At 59.2% G+C, this 23,574-nt stretch carries 28 protein-coding genes and 1 pseudogene; 16 read left to right on the top strand and 13 right to left on the bottom strand.

Annotated features, from left to right (window positions below; all coding sequences use genetic code 11):
* Positions 1-15: 15 nt before the first annotated feature.
* The 5 genes from I8E17_RS26305 to I8E17_RS26285 are packed head-to-tail and all read right to left on the bottom strand — an operon-like array spanning position 16 to position 4,832.
* On the bottom strand, positions 16-723 hold the full coding sequence (locus I8E17_RS26305; RefSeq protein ID WP_069614056.1) for an amino acid ABC transporter permease: 708 nt from the start codon (positions 721-723) through the stop codon (positions 16-18).
* Between the two features lie 57 nt (positions 724-780).
* On the bottom strand, positions 781-1,599 hold the full coding sequence (locus I8E17_RS26300) for an amino acid ABC transporter substrate-binding protein (protein ID WP_069614055.1): 819 nt from the start codon (positions 1,597-1,599) through the stop codon (positions 781-783).
* A 14-nt stretch (positions 1,600-1,613) separates the two neighbouring features.
* Positions 1,614-2,354 (bottom strand): amino acid ABC transporter ATP-binding protein, encoded by a 741-nt coding sequence (locus I8E17_RS26295; RefSeq protein ID WP_069614054.1) that lies wholly within the window; start codon positions 2,352-2,354, stop codon positions 1,614-1,616.
* A complete protein-coding gene (locus I8E17_RS26290) occupies positions 2,347-3,837 on the bottom strand; it encodes an NAD(P)/FAD-dependent oxidoreductase (RefSeq protein WP_069614053.1) in 1,491 nt (496 codons plus the stop codon). The genes I8E17_RS26295 and I8E17_RS26290 overlap by 8 nt, the downstream gene beginning before the upstream one ends.
* On the bottom strand, positions 3,834-4,832 hold the full coding sequence (locus I8E17_RS26285) for a LysR family transcriptional regulator (protein WP_069614052.1): 999 nt from the start codon (positions 4,830-4,832) through the stop codon (positions 3,834-3,836). The genes I8E17_RS26290 and I8E17_RS26285 overlap by 4 nt, the downstream gene beginning before the upstream one ends.
* A gap of 162 nt (positions 4,833-4,994) precedes the next feature.
* Here I8E17_RS26285 and I8E17_RS26280 point away from each other — a divergent pair, with 162 nt between their 5' ends.
* The gene (locus I8E17_RS26280) at positions 4,995-5,477 is read left to right on the top strand and encodes a hypothetical protein (RefSeq protein WP_069614051.1); all 483 of its coding nucleotides are present in this window, start codon (positions 4,995-4,997) and stop codon (positions 5,475-5,477) included.
* Positions 5,474-6,049: a peroxidase-related enzyme gene (locus I8E17_RS26275; RefSeq protein WP_069614050.1), complete on the top strand. Its 576-nt coding sequence runs from the start codon at positions 5,474-5,476 to the stop codon at positions 6,047-6,049. The genes I8E17_RS26280 and I8E17_RS26275 overlap by 4 nt, the downstream gene beginning before the upstream one ends.
* Positions 6,050-6,543: 494 nt before the next feature.
* On the opposite strand, the gene I8E17_RS26270 is transcribed toward I8E17_RS26275, so the two are convergent.
* The 3 genes from I8E17_RS26270 to I8E17_RS26260 form a co-directional block, all read right to left on the bottom strand.
* Positions 6,544-7,812: a D-tagatose-bisphosphate aldolase, class II, non-catalytic subunit gene (locus I8E17_RS26270; RefSeq protein WP_069614049.1), complete on the bottom strand. Its 1,269-nt coding sequence runs from the start codon at positions 7,810-7,812 to the stop codon at positions 6,544-6,546.
* Between the two features lie 395 nt (positions 7,813-8,207).
* Entirely contained in the window at positions 8,208-8,465 is a 258-nt protein-coding gene (locus tag I8E17_RS26265; RefSeq protein ID WP_069614047.1) for a hypothetical protein, read from the bottom strand.
* A gap of 148 nt (positions 8,466-8,613) precedes the next feature.
* Positions 8,614-8,778, bottom strand: coding sequence for a substrate-binding domain-containing protein (locus I8E17_RS26260; RefSeq protein ID WP_229002246.1), 165 nt, complete (start codon positions 8,776-8,778; stop codon positions 8,614-8,616).
* Positions 8,779-9,349: 571 nt separating this feature from the next.
* Between I8E17_RS26260 and I8E17_RS26255 the strand changes: the two genes are divergently transcribed.
* The 8 genes from I8E17_RS26255 (at position 9,350) to rpsU (ending at position 14,740) form a co-directional block, all read left to right on the top strand.
* Positions 9,350-11,284 carry a methyl-accepting chemotaxis protein gene (locus I8E17_RS26255; RefSeq protein WP_069614046.1) on the top strand — a complete coding sequence of 645 codons (1,935 nt, stop codon included), beginning with the start codon at positions 9,350-9,352 and terminating at the stop codon, positions 11,282-11,284.
* Positions 11,285-11,559: 275 nt separating this feature from the next.
* Positions 11,560-11,997, top strand: a complete 438-nt coding sequence (locus I8E17_RS26250; protein ID WP_069614045.1) for a curlin — start codon at positions 11,560-11,562, stop codon at positions 11,995-11,997.
* A 64-nt stretch (positions 11,998-12,061) separates the two neighbouring features.
* A complete protein-coding gene (csgH, locus tag I8E17_RS26245; protein ID WP_069614044.1) occupies positions 12,062-12,460 on the top strand; it encodes a curli-like amyloid fiber formation chaperone CsgH in 399 nt (132 codons plus the stop codon).
* A gap of 274 nt (positions 12,461-12,734) precedes the next feature.
* On the top strand, positions 12,735-13,148 hold the full coding sequence (locus tag I8E17_RS26240) for a curlin (RefSeq protein ID WP_069614043.1): 414 nt from the start codon (positions 12,735-12,737) through the stop codon (positions 13,146-13,148).
* A 219-nt stretch (positions 13,149-13,367) separates the two neighbouring features.
* Positions 13,368-13,517 carry a hypothetical protein gene (locus I8E17_RS26235; protein WP_112721595.1) on the top strand — a complete coding sequence of 50 codons (150 nt, stop codon included), beginning with the start codon at positions 13,368-13,370 and terminating at the stop codon, positions 13,515-13,517.
* Positions 13,518-13,566: 49 nt separating this feature from the next.
* Positions 13,567-14,097: a BON domain-containing protein gene (locus tag I8E17_RS26230; RefSeq protein ID WP_229002245.1), complete on the top strand. Its 531-nt coding sequence runs from the start codon at positions 13,567-13,569 to the stop codon at positions 14,095-14,097.
* 247 nt (positions 14,098-14,344) lie between these two features.
* On the top strand, positions 14,345-14,500 hold the full coding sequence (locus tag I8E17_RS26225; protein ID WP_176728033.1) for a hypothetical protein: 156 nt from the start codon (positions 14,345-14,347) through the stop codon (positions 14,498-14,500).
* Between the two features lie 36 nt (positions 14,501-14,536).
* A complete protein-coding gene (rpsU, locus tag I8E17_RS26220; RefSeq protein ID WP_069614040.1) occupies positions 14,537-14,740 on the top strand; it encodes a 30S ribosomal protein S21 in 204 nt (67 codons plus the stop codon).
* Positions 14,741-14,916: 176 nt separating this feature from the next.
* Here rpsU and I8E17_RS26215 read toward each other — a convergent pair.
* The 5 genes and pseudogenes from I8E17_RS26215 to I8E17_RS26195 form a co-directional block, all read right to left on the bottom strand.
* Positions 14,917-16,258, bottom strand: a pseudogene (locus tag I8E17_RS26215) (sorbosone dehydrogenase family protein).
* Positions 16,255-16,704: a DUF2231 domain-containing protein gene (locus I8E17_RS26210; RefSeq protein ID WP_113366168.1), complete on the bottom strand. Its 450-nt coding sequence runs from the start codon at positions 16,702-16,704 to the stop codon at positions 16,255-16,257. Before I8E17_RS26210 ends, I8E17_RS26215 begins: the two are co-directional and overlap by 4 nt.
* Positions 16,705-16,809: 105 nt before the next feature.
* Positions 16,810-17,016 carry a hypothetical protein gene (locus I8E17_RS26205; RefSeq protein WP_069614038.1) on the bottom strand — a complete coding sequence of 69 codons (207 nt, stop codon included), beginning with the start codon at positions 17,014-17,016 and terminating at the stop codon, positions 16,810-16,812.
* Positions 17,017-17,026: 10 nt separating this feature from the next.
* Entirely contained in the window at positions 17,027-17,209 is a 183-nt protein-coding gene (locus I8E17_RS26200) for a hypothetical protein (RefSeq protein ID WP_083258237.1), read from the bottom strand.
* Positions 17,210-17,359: 150 nt separating this feature from the next.
* Positions 17,360-18,214 carry an SDR family oxidoreductase gene (locus I8E17_RS26195; RefSeq protein ID WP_069614407.1) on the bottom strand — a complete coding sequence of 285 codons (855 nt, stop codon included), beginning with the start codon at positions 18,212-18,214 and terminating at the stop codon, positions 17,360-17,362.
* 176 nt (positions 18,215-18,390) lie between these two features.
* Here I8E17_RS26195 and I8E17_RS26190 point away from each other — a divergent pair, with 176 nt between their 5' ends.
* From I8E17_RS26190 to I8E17_RS26165, 6 genes are all read left to right on the top strand, one after another.
* Entirely contained in the window at positions 18,391-19,155 is a 765-nt protein-coding gene (locus tag I8E17_RS26190) for an SDR family oxidoreductase (RefSeq protein ID WP_069614037.1), read from the top strand.
* Between the two features lie 16 nt (positions 19,156-19,171).
* Complete coding sequence (locus I8E17_RS26185) at positions 19,172-19,609, top strand: PPC domain-containing DNA-binding protein (RefSeq protein WP_069614036.1); 438 nt, start codon at positions 19,172-19,174, stop codon at positions 19,607-19,609.
* Between the two features lie 87 nt (positions 19,610-19,696).
* Positions 19,697-21,790, top strand: coding sequence for a catalase (locus I8E17_RS26180; protein WP_069614035.1), 2,094 nt, complete (start codon positions 19,697-19,699; stop codon positions 21,788-21,790).
* A gap of 168 nt (positions 21,791-21,958) precedes the next feature.
* Positions 21,959-22,279 (top strand): oxidoreductase, encoded by a 321-nt coding sequence (locus tag I8E17_RS26175; RefSeq protein WP_112721587.1) that lies wholly within the window; start codon positions 21,959-21,961, stop codon positions 22,277-22,279.
* Positions 22,280-22,385: 106 nt separating this feature from the next.
* Entirely contained in the window at positions 22,386-22,595 is a 210-nt protein-coding gene (locus I8E17_RS26170; RefSeq protein ID WP_069614033.1) for a hypothetical protein, read from the top strand.
* A 71-nt stretch (positions 22,596-22,666) separates the two neighbouring features.
* Positions 22,667-23,560, top strand: a complete 894-nt coding sequence (locus I8E17_RS26165; protein WP_069614032.1) for a DUF72 domain-containing protein — start codon at positions 22,667-22,669, stop codon at positions 23,558-23,560.
* The last annotated feature ends 14 nt before the right edge of the window (positions 23,561-23,574 follow it).

The following is a 23,574-nucleotide window of genomic DNA, read 5'->3' as shown; positions in this document are numbered from 1 at the left end:
TAGCAACTCCTTCGATCAGACGCTTGCCATCAGCGTGGTTCTGCCGCGCTTCGCGCCTGGAGAAAATCTCGCGGAACGAAGCTCGAAAAAGCGGACGACAGACCAGGCGACCAGGCAAAGCAGCGAATAGAGCACCGCCAGCACGAGGTATGTTTCGAACTGGTACTGGTTGTAGTCGCGCTCCATCACAAGATGGGCAGTCGCCATGACATCGGCCGCGCCGATATACATGACGAGCGCGACATTATGGATCAGATAGATGATCGAATTGCCGTAGCCCGGGAGCGCGATGTGAACCGCCTGTGGACCGAGAACGCGCGTGAGCTTCTGGCGGAACGTATAGCCAAGACTGTCCGCCGCATCATGCTGGCCGCGTTCGACGGCGAGATAGGCCGGCCGCATGACTTCGGACAGGTAGCCGCCGTGATAGAGGCTCAAGCCCAGCATCGCCGCGATGGTCGGAGACACGAAGTCCGCAACGCCGAACACACCCATAAGCACGGGAAGCCCGTAGAAGGCGACGAACAATTGCAGGACGACGGGCACGCTCCGGGCGTAGGATACGTAGAGATCCGCCAAATGGCTGATCACAGGGATCCTGCGAACCCGGAACGTCGTCGCAATCAACGCCAGCACGAAGCCGGCGATCATGGCCGTGAACGTGATCGCAAGCGTCAGCGGCAGGGCCGAGAGCAGCTCTGGGATCATGACGGAAAGGTCCACTTCGGAACACTCCTTCTTTCAGTCTTTGGGCCTGATCACCGGGGTCGGAGGGCGGCGTTACTTCATATAGGTGGTGATGTCCTCGCCGAACCACTTCTGCGAGAGCTTGGCAAGCGTGCCGTCGGCCTTGAGCTCCTTCAGAGCCTTGTCGATGCCATCGGAGAGGGCCTTGTTCTCCTCGGAGCGATGGATCAGGACGAAGGTCTGATTGATCGCGACCGGCTCGCTCGTCTTGATGTCGAGCTTCTGCTGGTCGATCACGGTCTGCTCGCCAAGGTTGGATGGCAGCACGAGCGCATCGTATTTGCCGTTCTGCACTTCCTTCAGCCGGTCCGGATAGGGAACGCCGGCGCTCGAGGCGGTGATCTCGATCTTGTAGGTCGGGTTTTGCTCCTGCCATGCCGTGGCGAACTTGTAGATGCCGCCGCCTGCGGTGACGGGCACGATCTTCTTGCCGACCAGATCCTTCATCTCGTTGATGCCGCTATCCTTGCGGCTATAGATCTTGATCAAGCTCGCACCGATCGGGGCGTCAGGAATGAGGAACTGCTTTTCACGGGCGGGCGCGCGATAATAGCCGCCCGTCGCGATGTCGTACTTGCCGGTGGCAAGGCCGGTTTCCTGGGCGATGTCGGCCGCGCCTTCCATGACGAACTTGTACTGGGGCAGCTTCGCGTTGATCGCCCTCAGCACGTCGGGTTCATAACCCTGCGGCTCGACGCCGATCGCGCCCCAGGAGAGCGGCTTCGATTCGGCCGCGGTGGCGATCTTGATCGTGCGGACCTCCTCGGCGAACGAGGCGGTTGCGAAGGCGATCGCGACGCCTGCTACGGCGAGACCGAGGCCACGGCGCGAGATTGAACTCATGGAAGTCATTTCAGGCATCCTTTCTACTGGATCGCGCGTTCGGAATTGAGAAACTGAGCGAGGCGCGGGTTGGAGGGTGTATCGAAGATTTCGGCCGGAGTGCCGTCCGCGGCGACGACGCCCCGGTCCATGAAGACGATGCGGTTCGAGATGTTCTTGGCGAACTGCATCTCATGGGTGACGAGGAGCGATGTGATGCCCGAGGACGTCACATCCTTGATCACCTTCAGGACCTCGTTCACCAGTTCGGGGTCAAGCGATGATGTCGGCTCGTCGAACAGCATCACGTCCGGCTTGACCGCCAAGGCGCGGGCGATGCCAGTCCGCTGGAGCTGACCACCGGAGAGCTGGGAGGGATAGTTGTCGAGCTTGTCGGCAAGTCCGACGCGCTCGAGTTCCCGCAGGGCGATCGCGCGGGCCTCTTCCTTCGGCTTGCGCTGAACGACCACCAGCGGGTCCATGACATTCTGGATGACTGTCATGTTCTTGAAGACGTTGAACTGCTGGAAAACCATCGCCGTGCGAAGACGGATCGCCTGCACGGCGGCCTTGTCGGGGCGAGCGTAATCCATGCGGATGCCATCCAACGCGATCGAGCCGGAGGACGGCTTGGTCAGATGGTTGATGCACTTGAGAAGCGTCGTCTTGCCGGTGCCGCTCGGGCCGATGATCGACACCACGTCGCCCCGTTTCACCGACAGGTCCACACCATTTAGAATTTGCGTGCTTCCGTAAGACAGCTTTAGGTTCTTGATCTCAAGCATTGCGGGCTCGGGTCCTTTCGGAAGATAGTTCGGAAGGCTCTTTGGTATCGTCATCCGCCCACTCGTCACCGAGGAGTTCCGGCGTGTCGAAAGCCTGGAGGTTTTCAAAGTGTTTCTCTCGGTCGGCGACAAAGAGGGCGCGGACAATGCCACGCGCCAGGCGGTCGGCACCTTCGCTGATCGCGGGGATGTCGCCGGTGAGCTTGCCGTGACTGAGTGTCGCCGGAAAATTGAAGCAGTGAATCCTTGCCAGCGTCGGGCACGAGCCCGGCTCCCTTTCGAGGAATTCGAACGCCTCTCCGAGATCGGGGGATCCCTCGAGTTCGGCGTTGGGCATCTCCGCCGGCACCGGGAAGCGATCGCGCCACAAGCGTATATATGGGCCGAAGGCGGCAAGCTCCGGTCGATTGGTCAGGTCGATCTTGAAGCCCGTTCCAAAGATGAGAAAGTCGGCGGGATAGTTGGCCCTCGGCGTCGTCACGATGACGTGGTCGCCTTCCTGCTCCAGCTTGCTGATCGGGCTCTCAAGATGGAGATGGGCTTGCGGGAAGGAACTGACGCGCAAGACGCTCGGCCGCGGCGGCGGCGTCTGCTGGGCCATGGCATAATTGAGGAAGCGCCACTTCCACTCATCGGGAAGGCCGGCGAATCCGTGCACGACGCCCTGGCTGCCGATGCCGGTGAACTTGTTGATCCGCGGCAGCTCCTTGCGGCGCACGAACATGTCGAGGCGCGCCGCACCGGCTTCGAGAGCGGTCGCGGCATTGTCCATCGCCGAGGCGCCGGCACCAATCACGCCTATCCGCTTGCCGCGCAGCATCGCGAAATCGATGTCGTCGGCGGTATGCGCCCAAAACTCGCGGCCGATGCTTTTCGCGATATCTGGCACGAACGGGCCGCCCAGACCATCGCGGCCGGTCGCCAACACCGCATGACGCGCAATGATCGTCTCCTTGAGGCCGTCCTCGATGCAGATAAGATCAAGCATTCCGTCATCGCGTGGGAGGATCGCATCGACTGTGACGCCGTTGCGGACGGGAAGCTCGAGCACCTTGCGGCACCAGATCAGATATTCCATCCACGTCTCACGCGGCGCGCGGTCAAGCGCGACCCACGCTTCGCGGCCGAAGCGCGCTTCGTAGTAGGCGCGAAACGTCAGGGCGGGCAACCCCATCGCCGGACCGGTGAGCTGCTTGGGAGAGCGCAGCGTCCGCATGCGGGCGAAGGTGACCCAGGGCCCCTCGCGACCCGCTGATGCCTTGTCGAGCACGACATGGTTGGCGACACCCAGCCTCTTCAGCATCGCGGAGGCGACGAGCCCTGCCATGCCCGCGCCAATGATGACGACATCGACGACAGGCTGACCGTCGATCACGCGCGGCGGCACCCAGGATTTGGCCGGCAGTTCCAGCCAGGCGAGATCCTGCCGCAGCCGCGCCTCAAGAGCATCGAGACCGTCCGGCAACATGGAAAGGTCGCTCATATCGACGCTCCCTCAGGTCTCGCGGTTCGCCCGTAAATGGTATCGGCCAGCGCTTCCGCGCCGCTCGAATCGAACAGGCGGCAGCCTGGCATCGTCAAAGCCACCGCGCGCGCCGCCTCGATCACGGCCGTGATCGTCGATGTGAGCGGCAGCGCGGCGGGCGATATCGCGCCGAAGAGAAAGGGGATGGTGTGATCGAGCACGCGCATCACGACACCGTCAAGCGGCACGCCGACGACGGTCGCCGGCTCGACGATGCCAACCCCTAGTCCAGCCCGAACCAACGACAGCGCCGTCAGTGAAGCATTGACGTCGATGATCCGGTCCGGCGAGACCGCTGCCCGTTCCAGTGCCTCATCGACCCGATGCCGCAAGCGATATGGATTTGCCAAGGTGATGATGCGGCGATCGGCGAGATCGGCAAGACGCACCACGTCACGGTCGGCGAGCGTATCGTTCGCGGCGATGGCGACGACACATGGCGCCTCCGCGATCCAGTGTATTTCGAGGCCCGGATGTTCGAGCGGCAGGCTTGCGATCCCCAAATCCGCCGAGCGGGCGAGCACTGCCTGAACGACGTTTTCGGCCGCAAGCGCCTGCACATGTAGATGACGCGGGATCAGATCCGGGGCGACCGCCGCGAGTGCCCGCGGCAGAACGCCCGCCGCAAGCGACGGCGTGGCCGCGATCGTCAGCGTGGGCGGCTCATCACGACCGATCGCCTCCGCGCGCTCACGGATATGTGTGAGACTGGCAAGATGGCGCTCGACCTCGGAATGAAACAGCACGCCTCGCGAGGTCGGCGTGATCCGCGGACCGCTTCGATGCAGAAGCGCATAGCCGATATCGGCTTCCAGATCCTGGATGAGCCTGGTGACTGCCGGTTGCGATCTGCCCAGCAAGCGCGCCGCCCCGGTCACGCTACCCGCGGAAATCACGGCCGCGAAGGCTTCAAGTTGCCGAATATCGAAAGAGTTAGAATGCATAATTGACATGAAACACTCCCCTTAATGCAAGTAAAGCATATGAATTCTCACTTGACGATCGGAATTAGATAATTATTCCGCATGGAAGTCGCTTAATCATTATCATTTGACATAATGACATGTCGCGCCTACCTAGATGCTGCCCCCAAAGACGTACCCGAGGAGCCTGTTTTGACACTCATCGAAACCCTAGTCTCCGTGAAGCCTGGCTCCGCGCTCGCCGAAGCCATGGAAAAGCGCGCGGAGATCCTGCGCCTGAGCGAGGCAGCGCATGACGCGGTGCTGCTGCCACGCGATCCCGGCGGTCTGTCCCATGGACTTCGGGCGGCGCTTGCCGCCCGCATGGCCCGGCAAAATCATAACGAGGCGCTGGCGCGTCACTATGATGCTCTCGTGGAGCGGGCGGGCGAACCCGCGACTGCCCCGCTCTCCTCACCTGGCACGACCGCGGAGGACCCACGCGTCGCCGAGATCGTTCGTCACGCCGACCGGCTGACCGTCGCACCGAGGGAGGCGACCCGCGCGGACATAGAGGCATTGCGCGCCAGCGGCGCGGCCGATGCCGACATCGTCCGGCTCTCCGAACTGGCAGCCTTCGTGAGCTACCAGGTGCGCGTCATCGCGGGATTGGCGTTGATAGGAGCAAGACAATGAGCGAAGTCGTCCATGCCTTCACCACCAAAATTCCGCGCTGGCAGCCTTATGTCGTTCCGGTCGACCTCGAGACCGCGACCGAGGAACAGCGCGCGGCCATGCAGGTGACACCGTCCAACAAGGGCATTTCACCCTATGTCCTGACGCTCGCGCATGATCCGGAATCACTGACCGTCCGCTCTCCCTTGTTCAATCTGATTATGTACGGAAAGGATGGGCTTGCTTCGAGCGAGCGCGAACTGGGCGCGACGGCCGCGTCCGTCGTCAACCACTGCGTCTACTGCGCCGCGGTTCACGCCTCCCGCTTCATCAGCCAGACCAAAAGAACCGACGTGATCGAAGCAATCTTCACGGACGGCCTGGATGCGGAACTTGACGAGCACCTGCAGGCGATCTTTGATTTTTCCGCACGCCTCTCGCCAACGCCGCCCGAAGCCACGAAAGCAGATGCGCAGGCATTGGCCGATGTGGGCTTCTCTGAATTGGAATCCATCGATCTCGTCTTTTCGTCGGCAATTTTCGGCTGGGCGAACCGCCTGATGCATACGCTCGGCGAGCCGGTGACTGATTAGGTCGAATAGACCGAAATATGGTCCATGAGATGCAGGACCGCATCCGCGGCTCTGGTGATCCGCTTGTCATCACCGTCTGCTGACGCGGCCGCGGAGGTTGCCGGCAGGGCCTACCATCATCTGACGAGACCAAACGCAGCCGCCACGTGCCTCCAACCGTTGTTTGCTTGCCGGACGATCGTAGATTCGGCGCTTGCCCTCATGTAATTGCCCCTCGATCGAATGGACGATGGTGACTATGGGCAAACTCTTCAGGAGGGCCGGTCACAAGGCAGACATACATTCCCGAAGATGGGCGTATCCGCAGCGACCTGAAGACGCAAGGCTGGACGGAGGCGATCGTGTGAGCGGGAATGGCTCGCGGATGCGGGCACACAACATGCCTGATCCCTCCATCGCCCGTGAATGGCAAGAGCCCCGATTGCGAGGCCTTTCGAGCTTTAGGTAAGCAATGATGAGCGGAATATGCGGCAGGAGAGCCGTTACCGGATCGGTTAGCCGGCTTGTCGGCACGCACGGTGGTATGTTTCGAGGACATCGCCGACAAACGTCTTGACGATTCTATCCACGCTGTCCTTCGCGCCGATCCTGTCTGCCATCCGCCCGAGGAACTGGCTTGCCAGCGTCGGCGGGATTTCGCGGCCATGAAGTGTATCGGTCAGCTTTTGAACGGCGCCAACAGCTTCCGGATAACCCCAGTAATAACGGATGCGATCACTGTAGCTGTAGCGAAGTTGAAGCCGGATAGCCTCTTCGCTGCCGTAGTGATGTCCCGCCCAGCCGCCCGTATATTTCAGCATGAGGCGCTCCATGGTGACGGCAAGGTTGCGGTCATAGTCCGGGTCAAGTTCCGTTGCGATCAAGTCGAGCGCGAAGAGGCCTTCCCGCAGCGCGAACGTCAATCCAGGCCCAACCTTCAGAATTGGAAATCCATCGCGTACCAGTGCGGTCAGCGCGCTTTCCGGCTGGTAGTCTGTCGAATGCGCTTCGAAAACCAGACCCACTTCATGATCCAGCACGCTGGTTAGCTTCCTAGCGAGCTCGGGTCTGTAGCCAATGACGTTCTCATTGCCGAACTCCACGCCCGGCTGGACGACGAAGGCAATGCATCTGTCGAACGCCTCCGACAACCCTTCCCTCACGAAAATCTCGCGATGAGTCTCGATGGTGGCAGTGGCGGCTTCGGCGCCGGTCGGTTCGACGACATCGAGCGCGTGGTCGGCACCTCCCGGCACCGGGACTTCCGTCCCCAGCACGTAGAGCGGCTTAGTGCCGACTTCCCGCGCAGCCTGTTCGGCAATTTTGGCAAGCCTTGCCGCTCTTTGAGCCACGATCGCATCGTCGAGGGCGGATGGGTCATCGGCGCATGCCATGGATGCGTCGAGGTGGATTTTCGTGAAGCCCGCTCTCACATATTCAGCAACCATGATCTCGGCCTTGGCCATCGCCGCGGAAGCGGTCTCTCGCCGCCAGGGATTGGGTCCGAGATGGTCGCCACCGAGGATGACCTCGGAAGTGGTTACCCCGCTGGCCTCGGCGAGCGCGAGAACATCTCCGGCAAAATCCGCCGGCGTTTTTCCGGTGTAGCCGCCAAACTGATTAACCTGGTTACAGGTAGCCTCTATCAGGACGGGACCACCCTCCCGCCGAGCCAGCGACATCGTCGCTTCAAGCACGAGCGGGTGCGCCGAGCACACCGAGGTAATTCCGACCGGCTTGCCCGCGCGGCGCGCGTCTGCAAGGCTTTTGAGGAAGAGGTTCATGCGGCTCTCCAACCTTATCCGCTCCTGGAATCGCAATGCGGTTCCCATCACATGTACATGCCCTGCCTTCGCAATCAAGGTTTCCGCCGGGGCTAAGAATTATCAAGCCCGCAGCCAAACGCATGAAGGTTCGAACCGCAGCCAAACCTGTGCTCGGGGGCGGCCGAAAAGCGCTGACCGCATGGGCCTGGATGTTTCCTGCGAAATCTTGCGGCATGGGACGCGGCGGCATGGCCCGACCGCAATCTCGACGGCGGCACGGCTGGCGTTCATGCCGGATATAATTTCCAATCCGGCAATATCGTCCACGGTATCGAAAACGACTTCAACTACAACTTCAAGGACAAGAAGGAAGCGGATCTCGAATGGGATGCGTCGGGCCGCGCTCACGTGGGTTACGCCCTGGACCGGCGCTGCTCTTCGCGACGGCCGGCCTCGCTGCCGCTGGCGGCAAGGTTGACGTCTCCGACGTTGGAAAAAAGGATTTCGAGTCGGCGATCGGAGAGTTCGGCGCCACTCAGAACAAGGTGCTTGTTGGCGCAAGTTACAAGTTCTGAAAGAACAAACAGCAAGCCGCGCTGGTCAAAGCCGGCAGACAAACCGGCTATCGGGCGGAGAAAAAAATCCTCGGCCCAAATTGCCGGCACCAGCATGTTTCCCGTCTGCCTTTGCAAACAGCGGCTATCTATCCGGCTGTCCCCCATGCCGAAACAGGGGCGGCGGACACGGCCGGGTGCGCTTATTGCGTTTTCGTCCGGATCGCGCGTCAAGTGCTGCCGCGCAATTCCACGCGGGGTTCGATCAGCAGATGTCTGGCCTCGCGCCGGCCATCGGAGAATTGTCGTAGCCGATGATCGCAAGATCTTCAGGAACCCGAATTGCGCTTGTCCGCGCTGCATTGATCAAGGGGACGGCATCGAGATCGGGCGCCATATCGAGCGGCTCGGCGCCGACACGGTCGTTCATCTTGATGTCCTCGAACTGATATCACTTGTCGCACGCACAAACGGGATCGGCCGATCCAGATTGGCGAGGCTTTGTTCACCACACCTTTGACCGGGAAGGAACACAGATTCACATAGCCGCGAGCCGTGGCTTGCCAAGGCCAGCTTTGGCTTGAAGACTATAACGCATGCGCTACCGCAAGGCGGAGGTTGTAATTTATTCGCTTCCTTGCGCAACAAAGACAATCACTAACTGCATATCCATGCGGATCTGCCATTTCTATGCGGCATATTGCACGCAAAGACACTTCCCTAAGGCTAGCAATCTACTGTTAATTTGCAGAAATTTTCGAATCATGCAATTTCCAGTTTCAAATCAAACCATTGAATTCTTTGGTAAAATTGTGCCGCTCTGGTTATCGTTAATTATTTTATCAGACATGTCTGACTTAATTAGGATTGCAGCGCCAAATGCGACGAGCAGAATGCTCCTTTCCTGCGATGTTTCCGACCTTCAGAGCAGACAATCGCCGGCCTATATCCATTTTCATCGTGTGGGCAGCTGCCAGCTCGCTAAAAATCCATGAGCCATCATGTCATTTCTTCAGAACGCCAAGATCCGCACGAAGGTGCTCTCCATCATCATTCCGATCTGTCTGATCGGGATCGCAGGTGTCCTTGTCGTATCGAGCGAATATAGGGACACGGTTGCCACCTACTCGAATTTCATTGCCAAGGATGAGGCGGCGGCGGTGGAAATGTCGAGAGCCAGCCAGCGCATGACCGCGATGAGCTACAACGCCTATCAGATCCTGCAATATCCAGCGGAGGATCCACGGATGGCGGCCTTCTCCAAGGATTATCAGGAGAACAAGCAAGTACTTCTGCAGCGTTTCGCCAACGCGAGGCAGGTGCTTCCGACAGAAGCGGATACAATCGATAAGCTCGTCGCAAGGGCCAATGATATCATTGCTCTGACCGATCAGGCCGTCAAAGCCGGCCTAGTCGACGATAACAATACTGCCGGCACGCTCTTGAAGCAGGTCGATCCGATGATCAATGACGAGGTCGTTTCGATTCGTCAGTGGCTCGACGCGTTCAACAAGTCCCTCAACAATAAGAGCGACATGTTGGCAGACCAAGCAAACAGCACCATCGGCGACGCTCTGATCGCGCTTGGCCTTCTCTTTGCCGCCGCCATCGCAATCGCCATCCTCGTTTCGGCACGCGGCATTGCCACGCCCATCGAGCGGCTGCGGGCGCGCATGGTATCGCTCGCGGACGGCAATACCGATGAGCCGGTTTCAGGAATCGAGCGCAAGGACGAGGTCGGCCAGATGGCTGCGGCCGTCGCTGTCTTTCGCGCCAGCGCCATTGAGCGCATTCGATTACAGCAGGAAGCCAATACCAATCGCAGCCTTTCCGAAAAGGAACGGCTGGAACGCGAGGCGCAGAAGGCCAGGGATGCCGCCGACGCACAGTTTGCCGTCGACAGTCTGGCACAGGGCCTGGGAGAGCTCTCGAATGGCAATCTGACCTATCGCCTGGAACAGCCCTTCGTCGCGCATCTCGATCGTCTTCGGATGGATTTCAACGCCTCGATGGCGAAGGTCGAGGAGACCCTTGTCGCGGTCGGTCAGGGTGGCCAGGCGATTGCCGCCGGCGCCAACCAGATCCGCTCGGCAGCCGACGACCTCTCCAAGCGCACCGAGCAGCAGGCGGCCTCGATCGAGGAGACGGCGGCCGCACTCGAGGAGATCACCACGACCGTCAAGGATTCCACCCGCCGCGCCGAGGAGGCAAGTTCGCTGGTCGGACGCGCGCGCATCGGCGCAGAGAAATCCGGCGAAGTCATGCAGGACGCGATTTCAGCAATGGAGGCAATCTCGAAATCGTCGGGCGAGATTTCCAACATCATCGGCGTCATCGACGATATTGCATTCCAGACGAACCTGCTGGCGCTCAATGCCGGCGTCGAGGCGGCGCGGGCGGGTGACGCCGGCAAGGGCTTTGCCGTCGTTGCGCAGGAAGTCCGCGAACTCGCCCAGCGTTCCGCCACGGCGGCAAAGGAGATCAAGGCGCTCATTTCCACATCCGGTCAGCAGGTCGGCAGCGGCGTCGATCTTGTCACCAGAACGGGGCAATCGCTGCAGCAGATCGTCAAGGAAGTCGAGGAAATCGACCGCAATGTACGGGCGATCGTCGAAGCTGCCCGCGAGCAGGCGACCGGCTTGCAGGAGATCAATACGGCCGTCAACAGCATCGACCAGGGAACGCAGCAAAATGCCGCCATGGTCGAGGAATCGACGGCGGCAAGCTACAGCCTCGCCAAGGAGGTGACGGCGCTGAACGAGCTGCTCGGACAGTTCAATCTGCAAAACGGCCGTAGCCATGCGCGGCCAGCTGCCGCGACGGAGCGATCCAGCCCTGCCGCCTCGCCTGCACGGGCGCTGCGCTCCAAGATCGCCGGCGCATTCGGACGTCCCGGTACAGCCGCAGCGGCAGCGACGTCCTGGGAAGAGTTCTAATTCAGTAGACCGCGTCAGTCTTTGACCGGTTGCAAGCCCAAAGAAGACGGCGACCAAAACTGGCCGCCGTCTTCTTTTTCAAAGTGACTAGTTTCCGTGATGCACAAGCTCTCAGCCCGTCATCTTTGAGGAATAGGCCAGGTTAATTGCGAGGGGCTGACACCGATCTCCGCGAATGAACCCGGGCTGAATGGTGCTTTCAGCTTGTGTTCCGAAGGCGGCGTCTAAAACAAAGACGTTCAACCGCGGTCTTATCCGCCTGAGGAGACACAGTCATGATCCGCACGTCTTTCATTGCAACCGCACTCGTCGCTCTCGTCGGCATCACCGCCGCGGCCCCCGCCATGGCCAACGATGTGCGTATCGAACAATATGGCTGGTCGAATTCCGCCGGCGGCGCTCAGGAAGGGTATGCAAACCGCATCAGAACCTACCAGAACGGCGCCTACAACCGGATTGTCGGCCATCAATATGGTCGTCACAACCTTTCGGCTGTCGGTCAGGAAGGCAATGACAATTACGGCGCCACCTATCAGAACGGTGACCGCAACATAGCCGGCATCGGCCAGTTTGGCTCCAATCACACGACCATTCTTACCCAGGATGGCAATGGCAATATCGCGGCTGGCGTCCAGGTCGGCCATGGCTGCAGCGCCAATGTCAGCCAGGGCGGCAACGGCAATGTCGCGGCCTTCGTCCAGGCCTGCCCGTAAGCAGCTGCGCGATGACGTGAAAGAAATCACGATCGCAACGGTAGACCATTTGGGGAGATGACCCATGCCAAATAGCATCAAACATCCACGCCGTCTGATGACGATCCTCGCGCTGGTCCTGCTTCCTGTCGGCGCCGTTGCGGCCATGACGACTGCCAACCAATCTGACGATGCGGGGCTTTGCGAAATCAAGGCAACGCCTGGAGCAGGTATGGTGAGACTGGATGCGCTCGTCCACGCCGACACGCGTGTCGGCGGGACTTACACTTTCCGCGTCGAGAAATCAGGAGGTGGTGGAAGTTCCACGATCAACCAAAGTGGCGATTTCGATGCCATGGCCGGGCATGCGGCAACCCTCGGTTCCGTCTCGCTCGGCTCCAGAGGAACCGCCTACAAGGCAACACTGGACATTGTGATCGGGGACAAGAGTTTCAGCTGCACGAAGCAGGACGGGGGCGACTAATCGGCCTCCAAACTCCGCAAATCCCTTTAAAAGGGCGCCGGTTCCTGGCGCCCTTTTGCTTTCGATCAGATTTAGAGCGGTTGAGTTTTTCACGGAGCCTCTGAACCGCTCTATCTCCTTGATTTCACGCAAGTGCGGACGGAAAACCGTTGCGCACTTTTCCTGGAGTTGCTCCGGACGACTGAACGGCAACTGAACGGGCAATTTTGACTGGGTTCAGCTTAAAGATGCGAAAGTTGGTCATCGGCTAAGGCAGCCGGCAATGGAGATCGGGATGACCCGCAGCGTGTTTAAGATCCTTACTGTCACTCTTCTTGTCGGGAGCCTGGGACAGGTCGCCTTGTCCGCGCCGGCCTATGCCGGCGGCCGGATCTCGTTCAACCTTGTGCCTGATAATGCCGAGGATGCGGATCTTTTCTCGACCGGACTGCGCGTCTATTCGCTCTACCGGGGCCTGAAAGACGCCGACATCCGGCAGCTGGGCCGGGGTAACGCGGCTGGCATTGCCCAGGCCGGCCGAGGCAATCTCGGCTTCATCCAGCAGCGGGGCAATGGTCATTCCGCAACCTTGCGGCAGAACGGCAACGACAATGCCTATGGCATTTTCCAGTATGGACGAAATACTGAAACCGACGTCGTGCAGGGTGGGGATAACGGCAGTGGCGCTACCTTCAGCTACGGCTGGTAAGGTAGTTCACGGCAGTCCCGGAGGCGATGGCAGGCAAAGATCTTCGCTTATTTTGGCGGAGAGAGAAACCGCCGGCGAACGGCGCGCGGAATGATTTCTTCCTCGATACAGACGAAGGAAAAGCCGTTCTTTCCTTTCGGATGGGCTTTATCGCGCCTCGGTACGATCGGAACCAGGGCTGCCGACGGAGGTTATATCCATAGCAAAGGAGAAACCGTCATGATCCGCAAACTGAAATCCGGCGAATATCGTCTCTACTCACGCAAGCTCGATCCAAAGACACACAAGCGCAAGAATCTCGGGACATTCAAGTCCCGCGAGGCGGCCGAAAAGCATGAGCGCGAGGTGCAATATTTTAAGCACCACTAACAGATCGGTGACGCCGGATGGGCATCCGAGAAGCAGATCGGAGCTTATTTTGTTTCTTGAGCTGGAGCGAAGGAGATTAGATATGACACAGTTTCGAAAGAAGAAAGCACTGTCGCGAGAAGAGGATTATCGCGACTATCAGGATCGCGATGCCCGCGAAGGCTGGCCATATTCCGACGAAAGTGCATTGGGTTCGACCGAACCGGAAAATCGAGAATACGGCACCACTCCAGCGAATTTTGACGAAGATATCCCCTCTGGCCTGATTGGAGATAACGCAGACACGAGCGGGCTTGAGGAAGACACGGCCCACACGATGGGGCCATTGCCACGCAGCCGCATCGATAACGATGAACTGGAAGCGGCGATTACCGAACGATTCATCGAAAGCAATGAAATCGATGCGGATAGTATCGAGGTTCATGCCGATGACGGTATCGTAACATTGGAAGGCAGTGTCGAAACGCAGGCGGCTGCCGAACGGGCGGAAGCGCTTGGGCTGTCCACGCCTGGTGTCGTCAAGGTTCGCAACAATCTGAAAACAATCGGTGTCGATTCCCATATTCCCCCCGATGTGTGATACGCGGGCTCCACATGCCCTAGACGTTCGGGAGATATTGTCCCCTTGCAACATCGGGATTCGATACCTATTTACCGCCTTGAGATATCCGGTTCCGCTCGCCCGTTGCATTGCAATGGCTGGTCCAGGCCTTAATCGCCCGACCCATCATGCGGTCCGCTCCTTGCCCTCCGTCCGATGACGTGACGGGCGCTTCCATCATACATTGACATGAGCGCTGGCTTAGTGGCCGGCGCAGGAGATTTTATTGAAAAAATCAAACGCAATCGACGCGCTCGCGGCGGTGAAGCCGCGCGGATGCGATCAACCAATCAACCAGCTCCCCGACAAGAACTGGAAACCCTATCCCTGTTTGCTCACCCGCGAGGAGCTTCAGAAGCTGATAGCCGAGCAACTCGGCTGACGGCCGCCATTCGTCACCAACAGTGAGGAGACCAAAATGCAGGTCCTGGTAAGAGACAACAATGTCGAACAAGCAATCCGAGTTCTGAAACGAAAGATGCAGCGTGAAGGCCTGTTCCGGGAAATGAAGGAACGACGAGCCTACGAAAAGCCGTCCCAACGGCGTATTCGGGAAAAAGCGCAGGCCATCAGCAGACATCGCAAAGCCATGCGCAAAAGAATGAAGCGCGATGGCGGCTGATTACGTCAGCCGGATCCGACATGAAATCGGATGAACACGTCATGCAAGTTGACTTCGCTCAGGGCGGCTTTGCCATGATGACCGAGACTATGCTGGCGCTTCAAGGCGCCTCTCGATCCGCCGGCCTGGCGTGGAACGCGGGGCAAGCACCGCTTTCTCGACGGCGTCGATAAAGTTTACGGCGCTGCCGAGCTAACGCGCCAAACCGTATTGCCGACGTCGTCGGCAATTAGCAAGGCGCCAGGCTTGTCGACCGCCAAACCGACCGGCCGCCCCCTCGCCTCGTTGTCGCCATTCAAGAAGCCGGTAACGACGTCTTGCGGAAGGCCTTTGGGCCGACCGTCTGCGAATGGGACGAAGACCACCTTGTAGCCGTTGAATTGGTGTCGATTCCAACTCCCATGCTCGCCGACGAAGGCACCGCCGCGATACGTTTCCGGCAAATTGGTACCGGTATAGAAGGCCATCCCGAGGGGCGCCACGTGCGAACTCAGAGCGTAATCCGGAACGATTGCCTTCGCCACAAGGTCTGGTCTTTGCGGCATGACCCTGGGATCGATGTTCTTGCCAAAATAGCTGTATGGCCAACCATAGAAGCCGCCCTCCTTCACCGACGTCATATAGTCCGGCACGAGATTGGGGCCTAGTTCGTCGCGCTCGTTGACGACTGCCCAGAGGGCGTGCGTTTGCGGCTCCCAGGAAAGACCATTCGGATTTCTCAACCCATCCGCGAAGATGCGATGGCGACCCGTTCCCCTATCGACCTCCCAGATGGAGGCGCGATCCATCTCAGCCTGTATGCCTTTCCGTGATGTTGCTGTTCGAGCCGACACCGACATAAAGCAGCGTCCCATCGGGGTCAGCCACAAGGCTCTTGGTCCAATGGTGATCGATTGGACCGCCTGGCAAGTCGGTAAGTTTCGTTCCCGGATCGGGGATGCTCGTCTCGCCCGTCTTGTATGGATAACGCATGATCTTGTCCGTTTCCGCGACATAAAGGTCGCTACCGACAAGAGCGACACCGAAAGGAGAGGCAAGATGATCGAGAAAAACGCTCTTCGTCTCCGCAACCCCATCCCCATCGGCATCACGCAACAAGGTTATACGGTTGCTTCCTTCATTGTTGCCGGCAGATGTCGCCATAGACTCGATCCAGCCCATGATCAGGTCCTTGGGACGCTTGATCGATGCCGCGGGCGGCGCAACAGATTCCACGGCAAGAACATCGCCATTCGGCAGCACGTAAACTGAACGCGGGTGCTTCAGCCCTGTCGCGAACGCTTTTATCTGCAACCCTTCCGCAACCTTCGGCTTGTCACCGTTTTGCCAGCCGATCACCTTGGCGACATGCATCGGTGGGATGAGATATTGTGTCTGGGCCGGCAACGTCGGGTTTGGTCCGACCTGATCCTTTGGATCCTGTTCGTTCTGACCGCAGCCGGAGAGGACGAAGATCGTGCCGCAGATAAGCGCGGCAAAGGAAGATGGCGCGGTCAATTTACTAACACTGATCTTCATCTCTCGGCTCCCGGATCTCTGCGGTAAATCAATGCCCGCCTTATCCAGCCGCTAAGAAGGAGGAGAACGACCACCACGGATGAAAGAATAAGCCCGGTCGGAACGACGGAAGTCCACGCATCCCGACTATGCACGAGCGCGTTGAAGAATGACAAGACGAGGATAAGAGCGTTACAGACCATATACAGCCAGACTGGTCCGCGCATCCAGGAAAGGCGCCTGCCGAGCGCGTCGATTATCATGGCAATGACAGCAAGCAAGCCGAACAGCAAGCCAACCGCTAGCAACCATGCAGAAGCATCCGCCCACATCATTTCAGCGGTTTCCCAATAGGCCAGATCCGTTGCCAATGTGCCAAGGAAGCAAACCATTGGGACTGGTATGATGAGCGAGTGAAGGGGGCGGGGCGGAAGAGCGTGTGCAGCTTGAAAGTCCTGAGCGACCATGGCGGTGTCTCCAATATTCCTGAGAGCGCCGGCCAAACATTTGGGGGTCTCAGGGACTGCATCGGGCTTTCCGCTCGGCTTGTCGATGCGAGCGGAAATTCAGCCTCAACTTGCCGCGTGGCCACCTTTCCGCTTGGGATCGTGGCCATGATGACGATCTCGCTCGCCGCCGCCGCCCGAAACCTTGCTGCGGTCCCGCTTATCGGGCTCGGCCGGCGGCTTTGGAATGTTCAAGGGCGCCTTGGCATTTTCATGGGATGCTCCCGGGCCGCCTTGGCGAATGCTGGCCGGTGTTTTGGTCGATGTGGACATTGGCACCTCCCTATCGATCCTGTTGATGCCCCTGGTGACTGGTATTGATCCTGCTATTTCCCTGCTGGCCTTTCTTGTCGGGATCCACCGTCATGTCAGGCTTATGGGGGTCGGATATCGATGGCTTGGCGTGGTCGCCAACACCTTTGTCGCTTCGATTTTCCTCTGGAACCGGTGGTGGTCTGCTGTTCATCATCTCCTCCTGTCATTGCCCTGCCGGAAGCTGTGGACGATTTATCTTGGCCGTCTTTGCCGCATTCGTTGTCATGGCCAAACCACTTCCAGCCCGGAATGTTCCGGGAATGAGCACCGTTCGCGGACATGTCGCGCAAATGCGCCGAAGTCAAAGGAGAGGCTTGCCCCCGGTGACCGCGACGGTCGTGCCGGAAACATAGCTGGAGAGTGGATCGGCAAGCATGACATAAGTTGTTGCCAGTTCAGCCGGTTGACCCGGTCGCTTCATCGGCACTTGCTTTCCGAAATTCTCGACTGCTTCCGACGTCATCGTCGAAGGGATCAATGGCGTCCAAATAGGTCCGGGCGCCACGGCATTGGCGCGAATGCCTTTTTCCGCGAGCAATTGCGCCAGCCCCGCGGTAAAATTCTGGATGGCCCCTTTGGTGGTGGCATAGGCAAGCAATGTGGGGTTCGGAGTGTCCGAGTTGATGGACGCCGTGTTGATAATGGCGCTGCCCGGCTTCATGTGCGGTACGGCCGCCTTTGTCAGATAGAACATGGCATGGATATTGACCTTGAAGGTCAATTCCCATTCCTCGTCACTGATATCGCCGATATCTTGAAAGCTCGCCTGATGCGCGGCATTGTTGACGAGAATATCGATCCCTCCCAGTTCGGCGACGGCCTTGTCGATGATATCGCGACAATGTCGGGGATCTTGAATATCGCCGGCCATCAACACCGCTTTGCGGCCGGCCTCCTCGACCCATTTCTTGGTTTCGTGAGCATCGTCGTCTTCGCTCAGATAGGCGATCAGAACATCGGCGCCCTCGCGGGCAAAGGCGATCGCGACGGCGCGGCCAATGCCGCTGTCGCCGCCGGTGATGACAGCCCTTTTGCCGGCAAGCTTTCCTGATCCGTGGTAGGTCACCTCTCCATGATCGGGTGCCGGATGCATGTCGGCGGTATAACCGGGCATGGGCTGTTGCTGCGGCGGAAATGGTGGTCGTGGATGTGTCATGACTTTGCTTCCGGTGATGATTGCGTCGTTATTCCAAACCATCCACCTCGCTTTCGGTTCCAGCCATGGCACACTATCCGCCGGGTGCATCCGGGAACATTCAAGTCCGGTCATGGTTCCTATCGAAAGCTACGTTTCGATAGATCCCGTTTCGCCGATTTTGAAAGGACAGCCCGATGCATCGCTTCGAAGAAAAGGTCGTCATCGTAACAGGTGCGGCATCGGGAATGGGAGAGGCGACGGCACGGCGCTTTTCCAAGGAAGGCGCCAATGTCGCTCTCGTCGATCGCCGCGAGGATGCGCTGGAAAAAGTCGTCGCGGATCTGCCCGCCGAACGCAGCCTCAAGCAGTTGGTGGATGTATCGGCATCGTCGGCGGTCGCCGCGATGGTAACGGCGGTGGTGGAACGGTTCGGTCGCCTTGACGTCATCGTCAACAATGCAGGCATTCACAAGGGTGGCGAGCCCGCCGACATTTCCAACGAGCAATGGCGCGATGTCATGGCGACCGATCTGGACGGCGTGTTTTTCGGTTGTCGTGCGGCCATCCCACATCTTGAAAAGACCAAGGGGTCGATCATCAATACTGCCTCCGTCTCCGGCACCGGCGGCGATTGGGGTATGAGTCCCTACAACGCCGCCAAGGGCGCCATCGTCAATCTGACCCGCGCCCTGGCGCTCGATCTCGGCCGAAAGGGAATTCGCGTCAATGCCGTATGCCCGAGCCTCACGCGCACTGGCATGACGGAAGACATGCTTAAGGATGAAGTCCTCGTTGCCAAATTCAAGGAACGTATTCCACTTGGTCGCGTCTGCGAGCCGGAAGAGGTTGCGGCCGTCATCGCCTTTCTGGCAAGCGACGATGCAAGCTTCGTGACCGGCGCCAACATCGCCGTCGATGGTGGCGTGTCGGCTTCCAACGGCCAGCCGGCCCAGGATTGAAAGGGAGACGAGCGCGATGAATTTCAAGAAAGTTGACCTGCGGAACGGCCTCAAGACCTACGTCGTCGTGCTCGATGCGAATGAGGAAGCATTCTCCACGCTCGCCCGCTTCGCTACTGATCAGGATCTGACGGCGGCTTCGATCACCGCGATCGGTGCATTTGAACGAGCGACTGTCGGCTGGTTCGATTTCAGCGAGCGAAGCTACCGCAAGATCCCGATTACCGAGCAATGCGAGGTGCTGAGCCTGATCGGCGATATTGCGGCAGGCGACGACGGCAAGGCGAGCCTCCATCTTCATGCCGTCCTCGGTCTCAAGGATGGCTCCACGCGCGGCGGCCACTTTCTCGACGGTATCGTGCACCCGACCTTGGAAGCGACCATCGTGGAAACACCGGCGGAATTGCAGCGTCGGCATCAAGACGATCTCGGCATCGCGCTGATCGAACTTTGAGGTCACCAGCCGCCACCTCCGGCCAATCGGAACATTGCCCGTCGAACAAGGTTCGGTCAGCGGTTTCAACGGCAAAAAGAGGATATCATGGCGAAGGACACGAGCTTCGAAACATCGCGCGGCGAAGGCGGGGAAACGCACCAGCATATTCCCGAAAGCGGCCCCCATGGCGACGCGGAGCATCTGACCACCAATCAGGGCATCCGGGTGTCGGACAATCAGAACAGCCTGAAGTCCGGCGTCCGCGGCCCGACGCTGCTTGAAGATTTCGTCCTGCGTGAAAAGATCTTCCACTTCGACCATGAGCGCATCCCCGAACGGATCGTGCATGCGCGAGGTTCGGCCGCGCACGGCTTCTTCGAGCTCTACGAATCGCTGTCCGATGTGACCAGCGCCGATCTGTTTCAACACAAGGGTGAAAAGACGCCGGTCTTTGTCCGCTTTTCGACCGTTGCCGGCGGTGCCGGCTCGGTGGATACGCCGCGTGACGTGCGCGGTTTCGCCGTGAAATTCTATACCAAGCAGGGCAATTGGGACCTTGTCGGCAACAACATCCCCGTCTTCTTCATTCAGGATGCGATGAAATTCCCCGATCTTGTGCATGCCGTGAAGATGGAAGCCGACCGCGCGTATCCGCAGGCGGCTACCGCCCATGATACGTTCTGGGACTGGGCGTCGCTGATGCCGGAATCCACGCATATGCTGATGTGGGCGATGTCCGATCGTGCCATTCCGCGCTCGCCGCGCATGATGCAGGGCTTCGGCGTCCACACGTTTCGCTTCGTCAACGATGCCGGTAAATCCACATTCGTGAAATTCCACTGGAAGCCGAAGCTCGGCATTCAATCGCTTGTCTGGGACGAGGCATTGAAGCTGCAGGCGGCCGACAATGACTACCATCGCCGCGACCTCTTCGAGGCGATCGCGGCCGGGCATTTTCCGGAATGGGAACTGGGCCTGCAGCTCTTCGACGATGCCTTTGCCGAAAACCTTCCCTACGACGTCCTCGATGCCACGAAGATCATCCCGGAAGAGGTACTGCCGGTAAAGATCGTCGGACGGCTGGTTCTCGATCGCAATCCGGACAATTTCTTCGCGGAGACCGAGCAAGTGGCGTTCTGCCCGGCAAACATCGTCCCCGGCGTCGATTTCACCAACGATCCCCTGCTGCAGGGCCGGCTCTTCAGCTATCTCGACACGCAGAAGTCCCGCCTTGGAACCGCGAACTTCCATCAACTGCCGATCAATGCGCCCAAATGCCCCGTCATGAACTTCCAGCGCGACGGGCAGATGCAGATGCAAGTGCCGAAGGGCCGCGCGAACTATGAACCGAATAGCCTTGGCGACAACGGCGAAAGCGGCGGTCCGCGCGAATGTCCGGCGACGGGCTTCCGCACCTATGAGCATCAAGCGGGGAAGGAAGAGCAGGGCGACAAGCTGCGCGTGCGCGGTGAACTCTTTGCCGACCATTACAGTCAGGCTCGTCTTTTCTGGAAATCCCAGACACCGTCGGAACAGGCTCACATCGCATCGGCCTTCGTCTTCGAATTATCGAAGGTTCAGCTTCAGCACGTGCCGCCCCGCATGGTCGGCAACCTCATGAATGTCGATGCGGGGCTTGCCAACAGGGTCGCAGCGGGCCTCGGGCTCGTCAACCCGACCAGGAATTTGCCGGCGCGTGAACCGATCGATCTCGCCCCCTCCCCCGCTCTTTCCATCCATAAGAACATGAAGGAGACGCTCGAAGGGCGGCAGATCGGCATATTGATCGCCGACGGAAGCGACGCCAAGGCGATCTCCGATCTCGTCGGAGCCCTCAATGATGCCAAGGCGAGACCTTTCATTGTGGCTCCCAAGGTGGGGGAGACGAAGCTTTCCGACGGAAATACGATCCGTGCCGACGGGCAGCTCCTTGGTTCGCCTTCGCAGCTTTTCGATGCCGTTGCCGTCATCCTCGCGAAGGAAGGCGCCGCTTCGCTCCTCAAAGAAGCGGCAGCCGTGCAATGGGTGATGGATGCTTTCGGACACCTAAAGGCGATCGGTCATGACGCCGCCGCCAAGGCGCTTCTCGACAAGGCGGGCATTCAACCCGACGCCGGTGTCGTGGATCTCGCCTCCTTCCTGAGTGCCGCGCCCAAGCGCTATTGGGACCGCGAGCCCCGTATCCGCATGCTTGCCTGATGGGCAAGCTGCCTTCACGTCGCTGCCTGCCTCCGTTGGCGATCAGCGGTGTCCACCGATTATCGCGACATCCCTGATCTCATTGCCGCCGAGGAAATATCGGAAAATCCGGAAACAACTGCCCGCCATTGGAGTTGGAAGGTGGCAAATCAAGGAAAGGAAATACCAATGTTGACGAGAATGATCGCAGTCTGTGCTCTTTCGATCGGCATGGCCACGGCAGCCATGGCTCAGCAATCGGGCTCCGGCGGAACAGGCAATTCCGGAAGTGGTAACGGCGCCGGCACCGGTTCGCAGAACGATGGCACCTCCAACGGAAATGGAGGCGCCAATAGCAATACGACCGGAACCAACGGCACTCCGAATTCCAACGGTCAGTCCCAGGACTGCAATGCCATGAAAACCGGCAAGAACACGACGCAAGGTACGGATACGCAAAACAACAGTCAGTCGAGCGACAGCACGTCCAGCCAGAATTGCCCGCAATAATAACAGTGGAAAGCCGGAATGCCGCCCGCATTTCGCGCACCTCTTGGCTGTCGGTGTCCGTGAGGTGGATCACCGGCAGCGGGAGGGCCGACCAAGGAGACAAATCATGATGAATGGCGCTCAGGAACTTGCCGAGGAATATCTAAGGCTCGGTGGAAAAAGACTTCTGGTCATGGATGACAACATCCTGTCGACCAACAGCTGGGAGGCTGATCCACTCGAAGCTGAAGCCTTTTGGAAAAGGGAAATCGAGAGTTTGACACCAAGACAACGCAACGAGGTCATGTCGTTCCTGCCGTCCATCAACGTTACCTGACAGGACCGACAGGCATTGAATTGCGACATCGTCTCTTGCACAGGCAAGGTGATCCGCACGCGGTATGAACCATGGTAAAAGCTGGAACGATCCGCATCGGAATTTCCGGGTGGACCTACGCACCCTGGCGCGGCGTTTTCTATCCGAAGGGCGTGACCCAGAAACGCGAGTTGTCCTACGCCTCCTCGCAATTTCCATCCATTGAAATCAATGGCACATTCTATAGCCTGCAGACGCCCGACACCTTCGCAAGATGGCGGGAGGCCACTCCAGACGACTTCCTTTTCGCGGTCAAGGGATCACGCTACATAACCCATCTACGAAGGCTTCGCGATATCGAGGTGCCGCTTGCCAATTTCATGGCCTCCGGCCTCTTGCGGCTGGGAGCAAAGCTGGGACCCATCCTTTGGCAGTTTCCTCCCCGGCTGCGGTTCGATCGAGAGCTGTTCTCCAATTTCATCCACCTGCTGCCAAAGGACACGGATGAGGCACTTTCCCTGGCCAAGCGGCATGATGAGCGCTTGAACGGCCGAGATTGGCTGATGGCGGACAAAAGGAGACCGATCCGGCATGCATTCGAAATCCGCGACGAAAGCTTCGTGGACGCCGATTTCATTGAACTCTTGCGGAAGCATCGGATCGGGCTCGTTTGCGCCGATACCGTCGAGTGGCCGTTGCTGATGGATGTCACCGCGGACTTTATCTATTGCCGCCTGCATGGATCGGAAGAACTCTATGTCAGCGGCTACGATGATGAAGCGTTGAGCATATGGGCGGAGCGCATCGCCGATTGGGCGCACGGGCGCGAGCCGGACAATGCCAACCGTGTTCTGAAGCCGTTGAAGCGGACACGACGGGGTCGCGATGTCTATGTCTATTTCGATAATGACGTGAAGGTGCGGGCGCCGGCCGACGCGCGGCGGCTCAGCCAGCATCTTGGGCTGGTCTGGCAAAAAGGCCCGTAAGGAGGAGCGTGCGG

The sequence above is a fragment of the Rhizobium sp. AB2/73 genome, from assembly GCF_020871915.1.
GTDB classification, from domain to species: domain Bacteria; phylum Pseudomonadota; class Alphaproteobacteria; order Rhizobiales; family Rhizobiaceae; genus Rhizobium; species Rhizobium dioscoreae.
Note: the sequence above shows the minus strand (reverse complement) of the source record. Positions and strands in the feature narration are given on the sequence as shown.

Coding starts and splice junctions, on each gene's coding strand:
- I8E17_RS26290 (WP_069614053.1), bottom strand. CDS start 3,837: ATGAGCGACCTTTCCATGTTGCCGGACGGTCTCGATGCTCTTGAGGCG.
- I8E17_RS26180 (WP_069614035.1), top strand. CDS start 19,697: ATGGCGAAGGACACGAGCTTCGAAACATCGCGCGGCGAAGGCGGGGAA.
- I8E17_RS26195 (WP_069614407.1), bottom strand. CDS start 18,214: ATGACACATCCACGACCACCATTTCCGCCGCAGCAACAGCCCATGCCC.
- I8E17_RS26260 (WP_229002246.1), bottom strand. CDS start 8,778: ATGAACGACCGTGTCGGCGCCGAGCCGCTCGATATGGCGCCCGATCTC.
- I8E17_RS26300 (WP_069614055.1), bottom strand. CDS start 1,599: ATGACTTCCATGAGTTCAATCTCGCGCCGTGGCCTCGGTCTCGCCGTA.
- csgH (WP_069614044.1), top strand. CDS start 12,062: ATGCCAAATAGCATCAAACATCCACGCCGTCTGATGACGATCCTCGCG.
- I8E17_RS26255 (WP_069614046.1), top strand. CDS start 9,350: ATGTCATTTCTTCAGAACGCCAAGATCCGCACGAAGGTGCTCTCCATC.
- I8E17_RS26250 (WP_069614045.1), top strand. CDS start 11,560: ATGATCCGCACGTCTTTCATTGCAACCGCACTCGTCGCTCTCGTCGGC.
- I8E17_RS26240 (WP_069614043.1), top strand. CDS start 12,735: ATGACCCGCAGCGTGTTTAAGATCCTTACTGTCACTCTTCTTGTCGGG.
- I8E17_RS26295 (WP_069614054.1), bottom strand. CDS start 2,354: ATGCTTGAGATCAAGAACCTAAAGCTGTCTTACGGAAGCACGCAAATT.
- I8E17_RS26170 (WP_069614033.1), top strand. CDS start 22,386: ATGATGAATGGCGCTCAGGAACTTGCCGAGGAATATCTAAGGCTCGGT.
- I8E17_RS26285 (WP_069614052.1), bottom strand. CDS start 4,832: ATGTCAATTATGCATTCTAACTCTTTCGATATTCGGCAACTTGAAGCC.
- I8E17_RS26190 (WP_069614037.1), top strand. CDS start 18,391: ATGCATCGCTTCGAAGAAAAGGTCGTCATCGTAACAGGTGCGGCATCG.
- I8E17_RS26210 (WP_113366168.1), bottom strand. CDS start 16,704: ATGGTCGCTCAGGACTTTCAAGCTGCACACGCTCTTCCGCCCCGCCCC.
- I8E17_RS26185 (WP_069614036.1), top strand. CDS start 19,172: ATGAATTTCAAGAAAGTTGACCTGCGGAACGGCCTCAAGACCTACGTC.
- I8E17_RS26270 (WP_069614049.1), bottom strand. CDS start 7,812: ATGAACCTCTTCCTCAAAAGCCTTGCAGACGCGCGCCGCGCGGGCAAG.
- I8E17_RS26275 (WP_069614050.1), top strand. CDS start 5,474: ATGAGCGAAGTCGTCCATGCCTTCACCACCAAAATTCCGCGCTGGCAG.
- I8E17_RS26205 (WP_069614038.1), bottom strand. CDS start 17,016: ATGTCCACATCGACCAAAACACCGGCCAGCATTCGCCAAGGCGGCCCG.
- I8E17_RS26235 (WP_112721595.1), top strand. CDS start 13,368: ATGATCCGCAAACTGAAATCCGGCGAATATCGTCTCTACTCACGCAAG.
- I8E17_RS26265 (WP_069614047.1), bottom strand. CDS start 8,465: ATGCTGGTGCCGGCAATTTGGGCCGAGGATTTTTTTCTCCGCCCGATA.
- rpsU (WP_069614040.1), top strand. CDS start 14,537: ATGCAGGTCCTGGTAAGAGACAACAATGTCGAACAAGCAATCCGAGTT.
- I8E17_RS26165 (WP_069614032.1), top strand. CDS start 22,667: ATGGTAAAAGCTGGAACGATCCGCATCGGAATTTCCGGGTGGACCTAC.
- I8E17_RS26175 (WP_112721587.1), top strand. CDS start 21,959: ATGTTGACGAGAATGATCGCAGTCTGTGCTCTTTCGATCGGCATGGCC.
- I8E17_RS26200 (WP_083258237.1), bottom strand. CDS start 17,209: ATGAACAGCAGACCACCACCGGTTCCAGAGGAAAATCGAAGCGACAAA.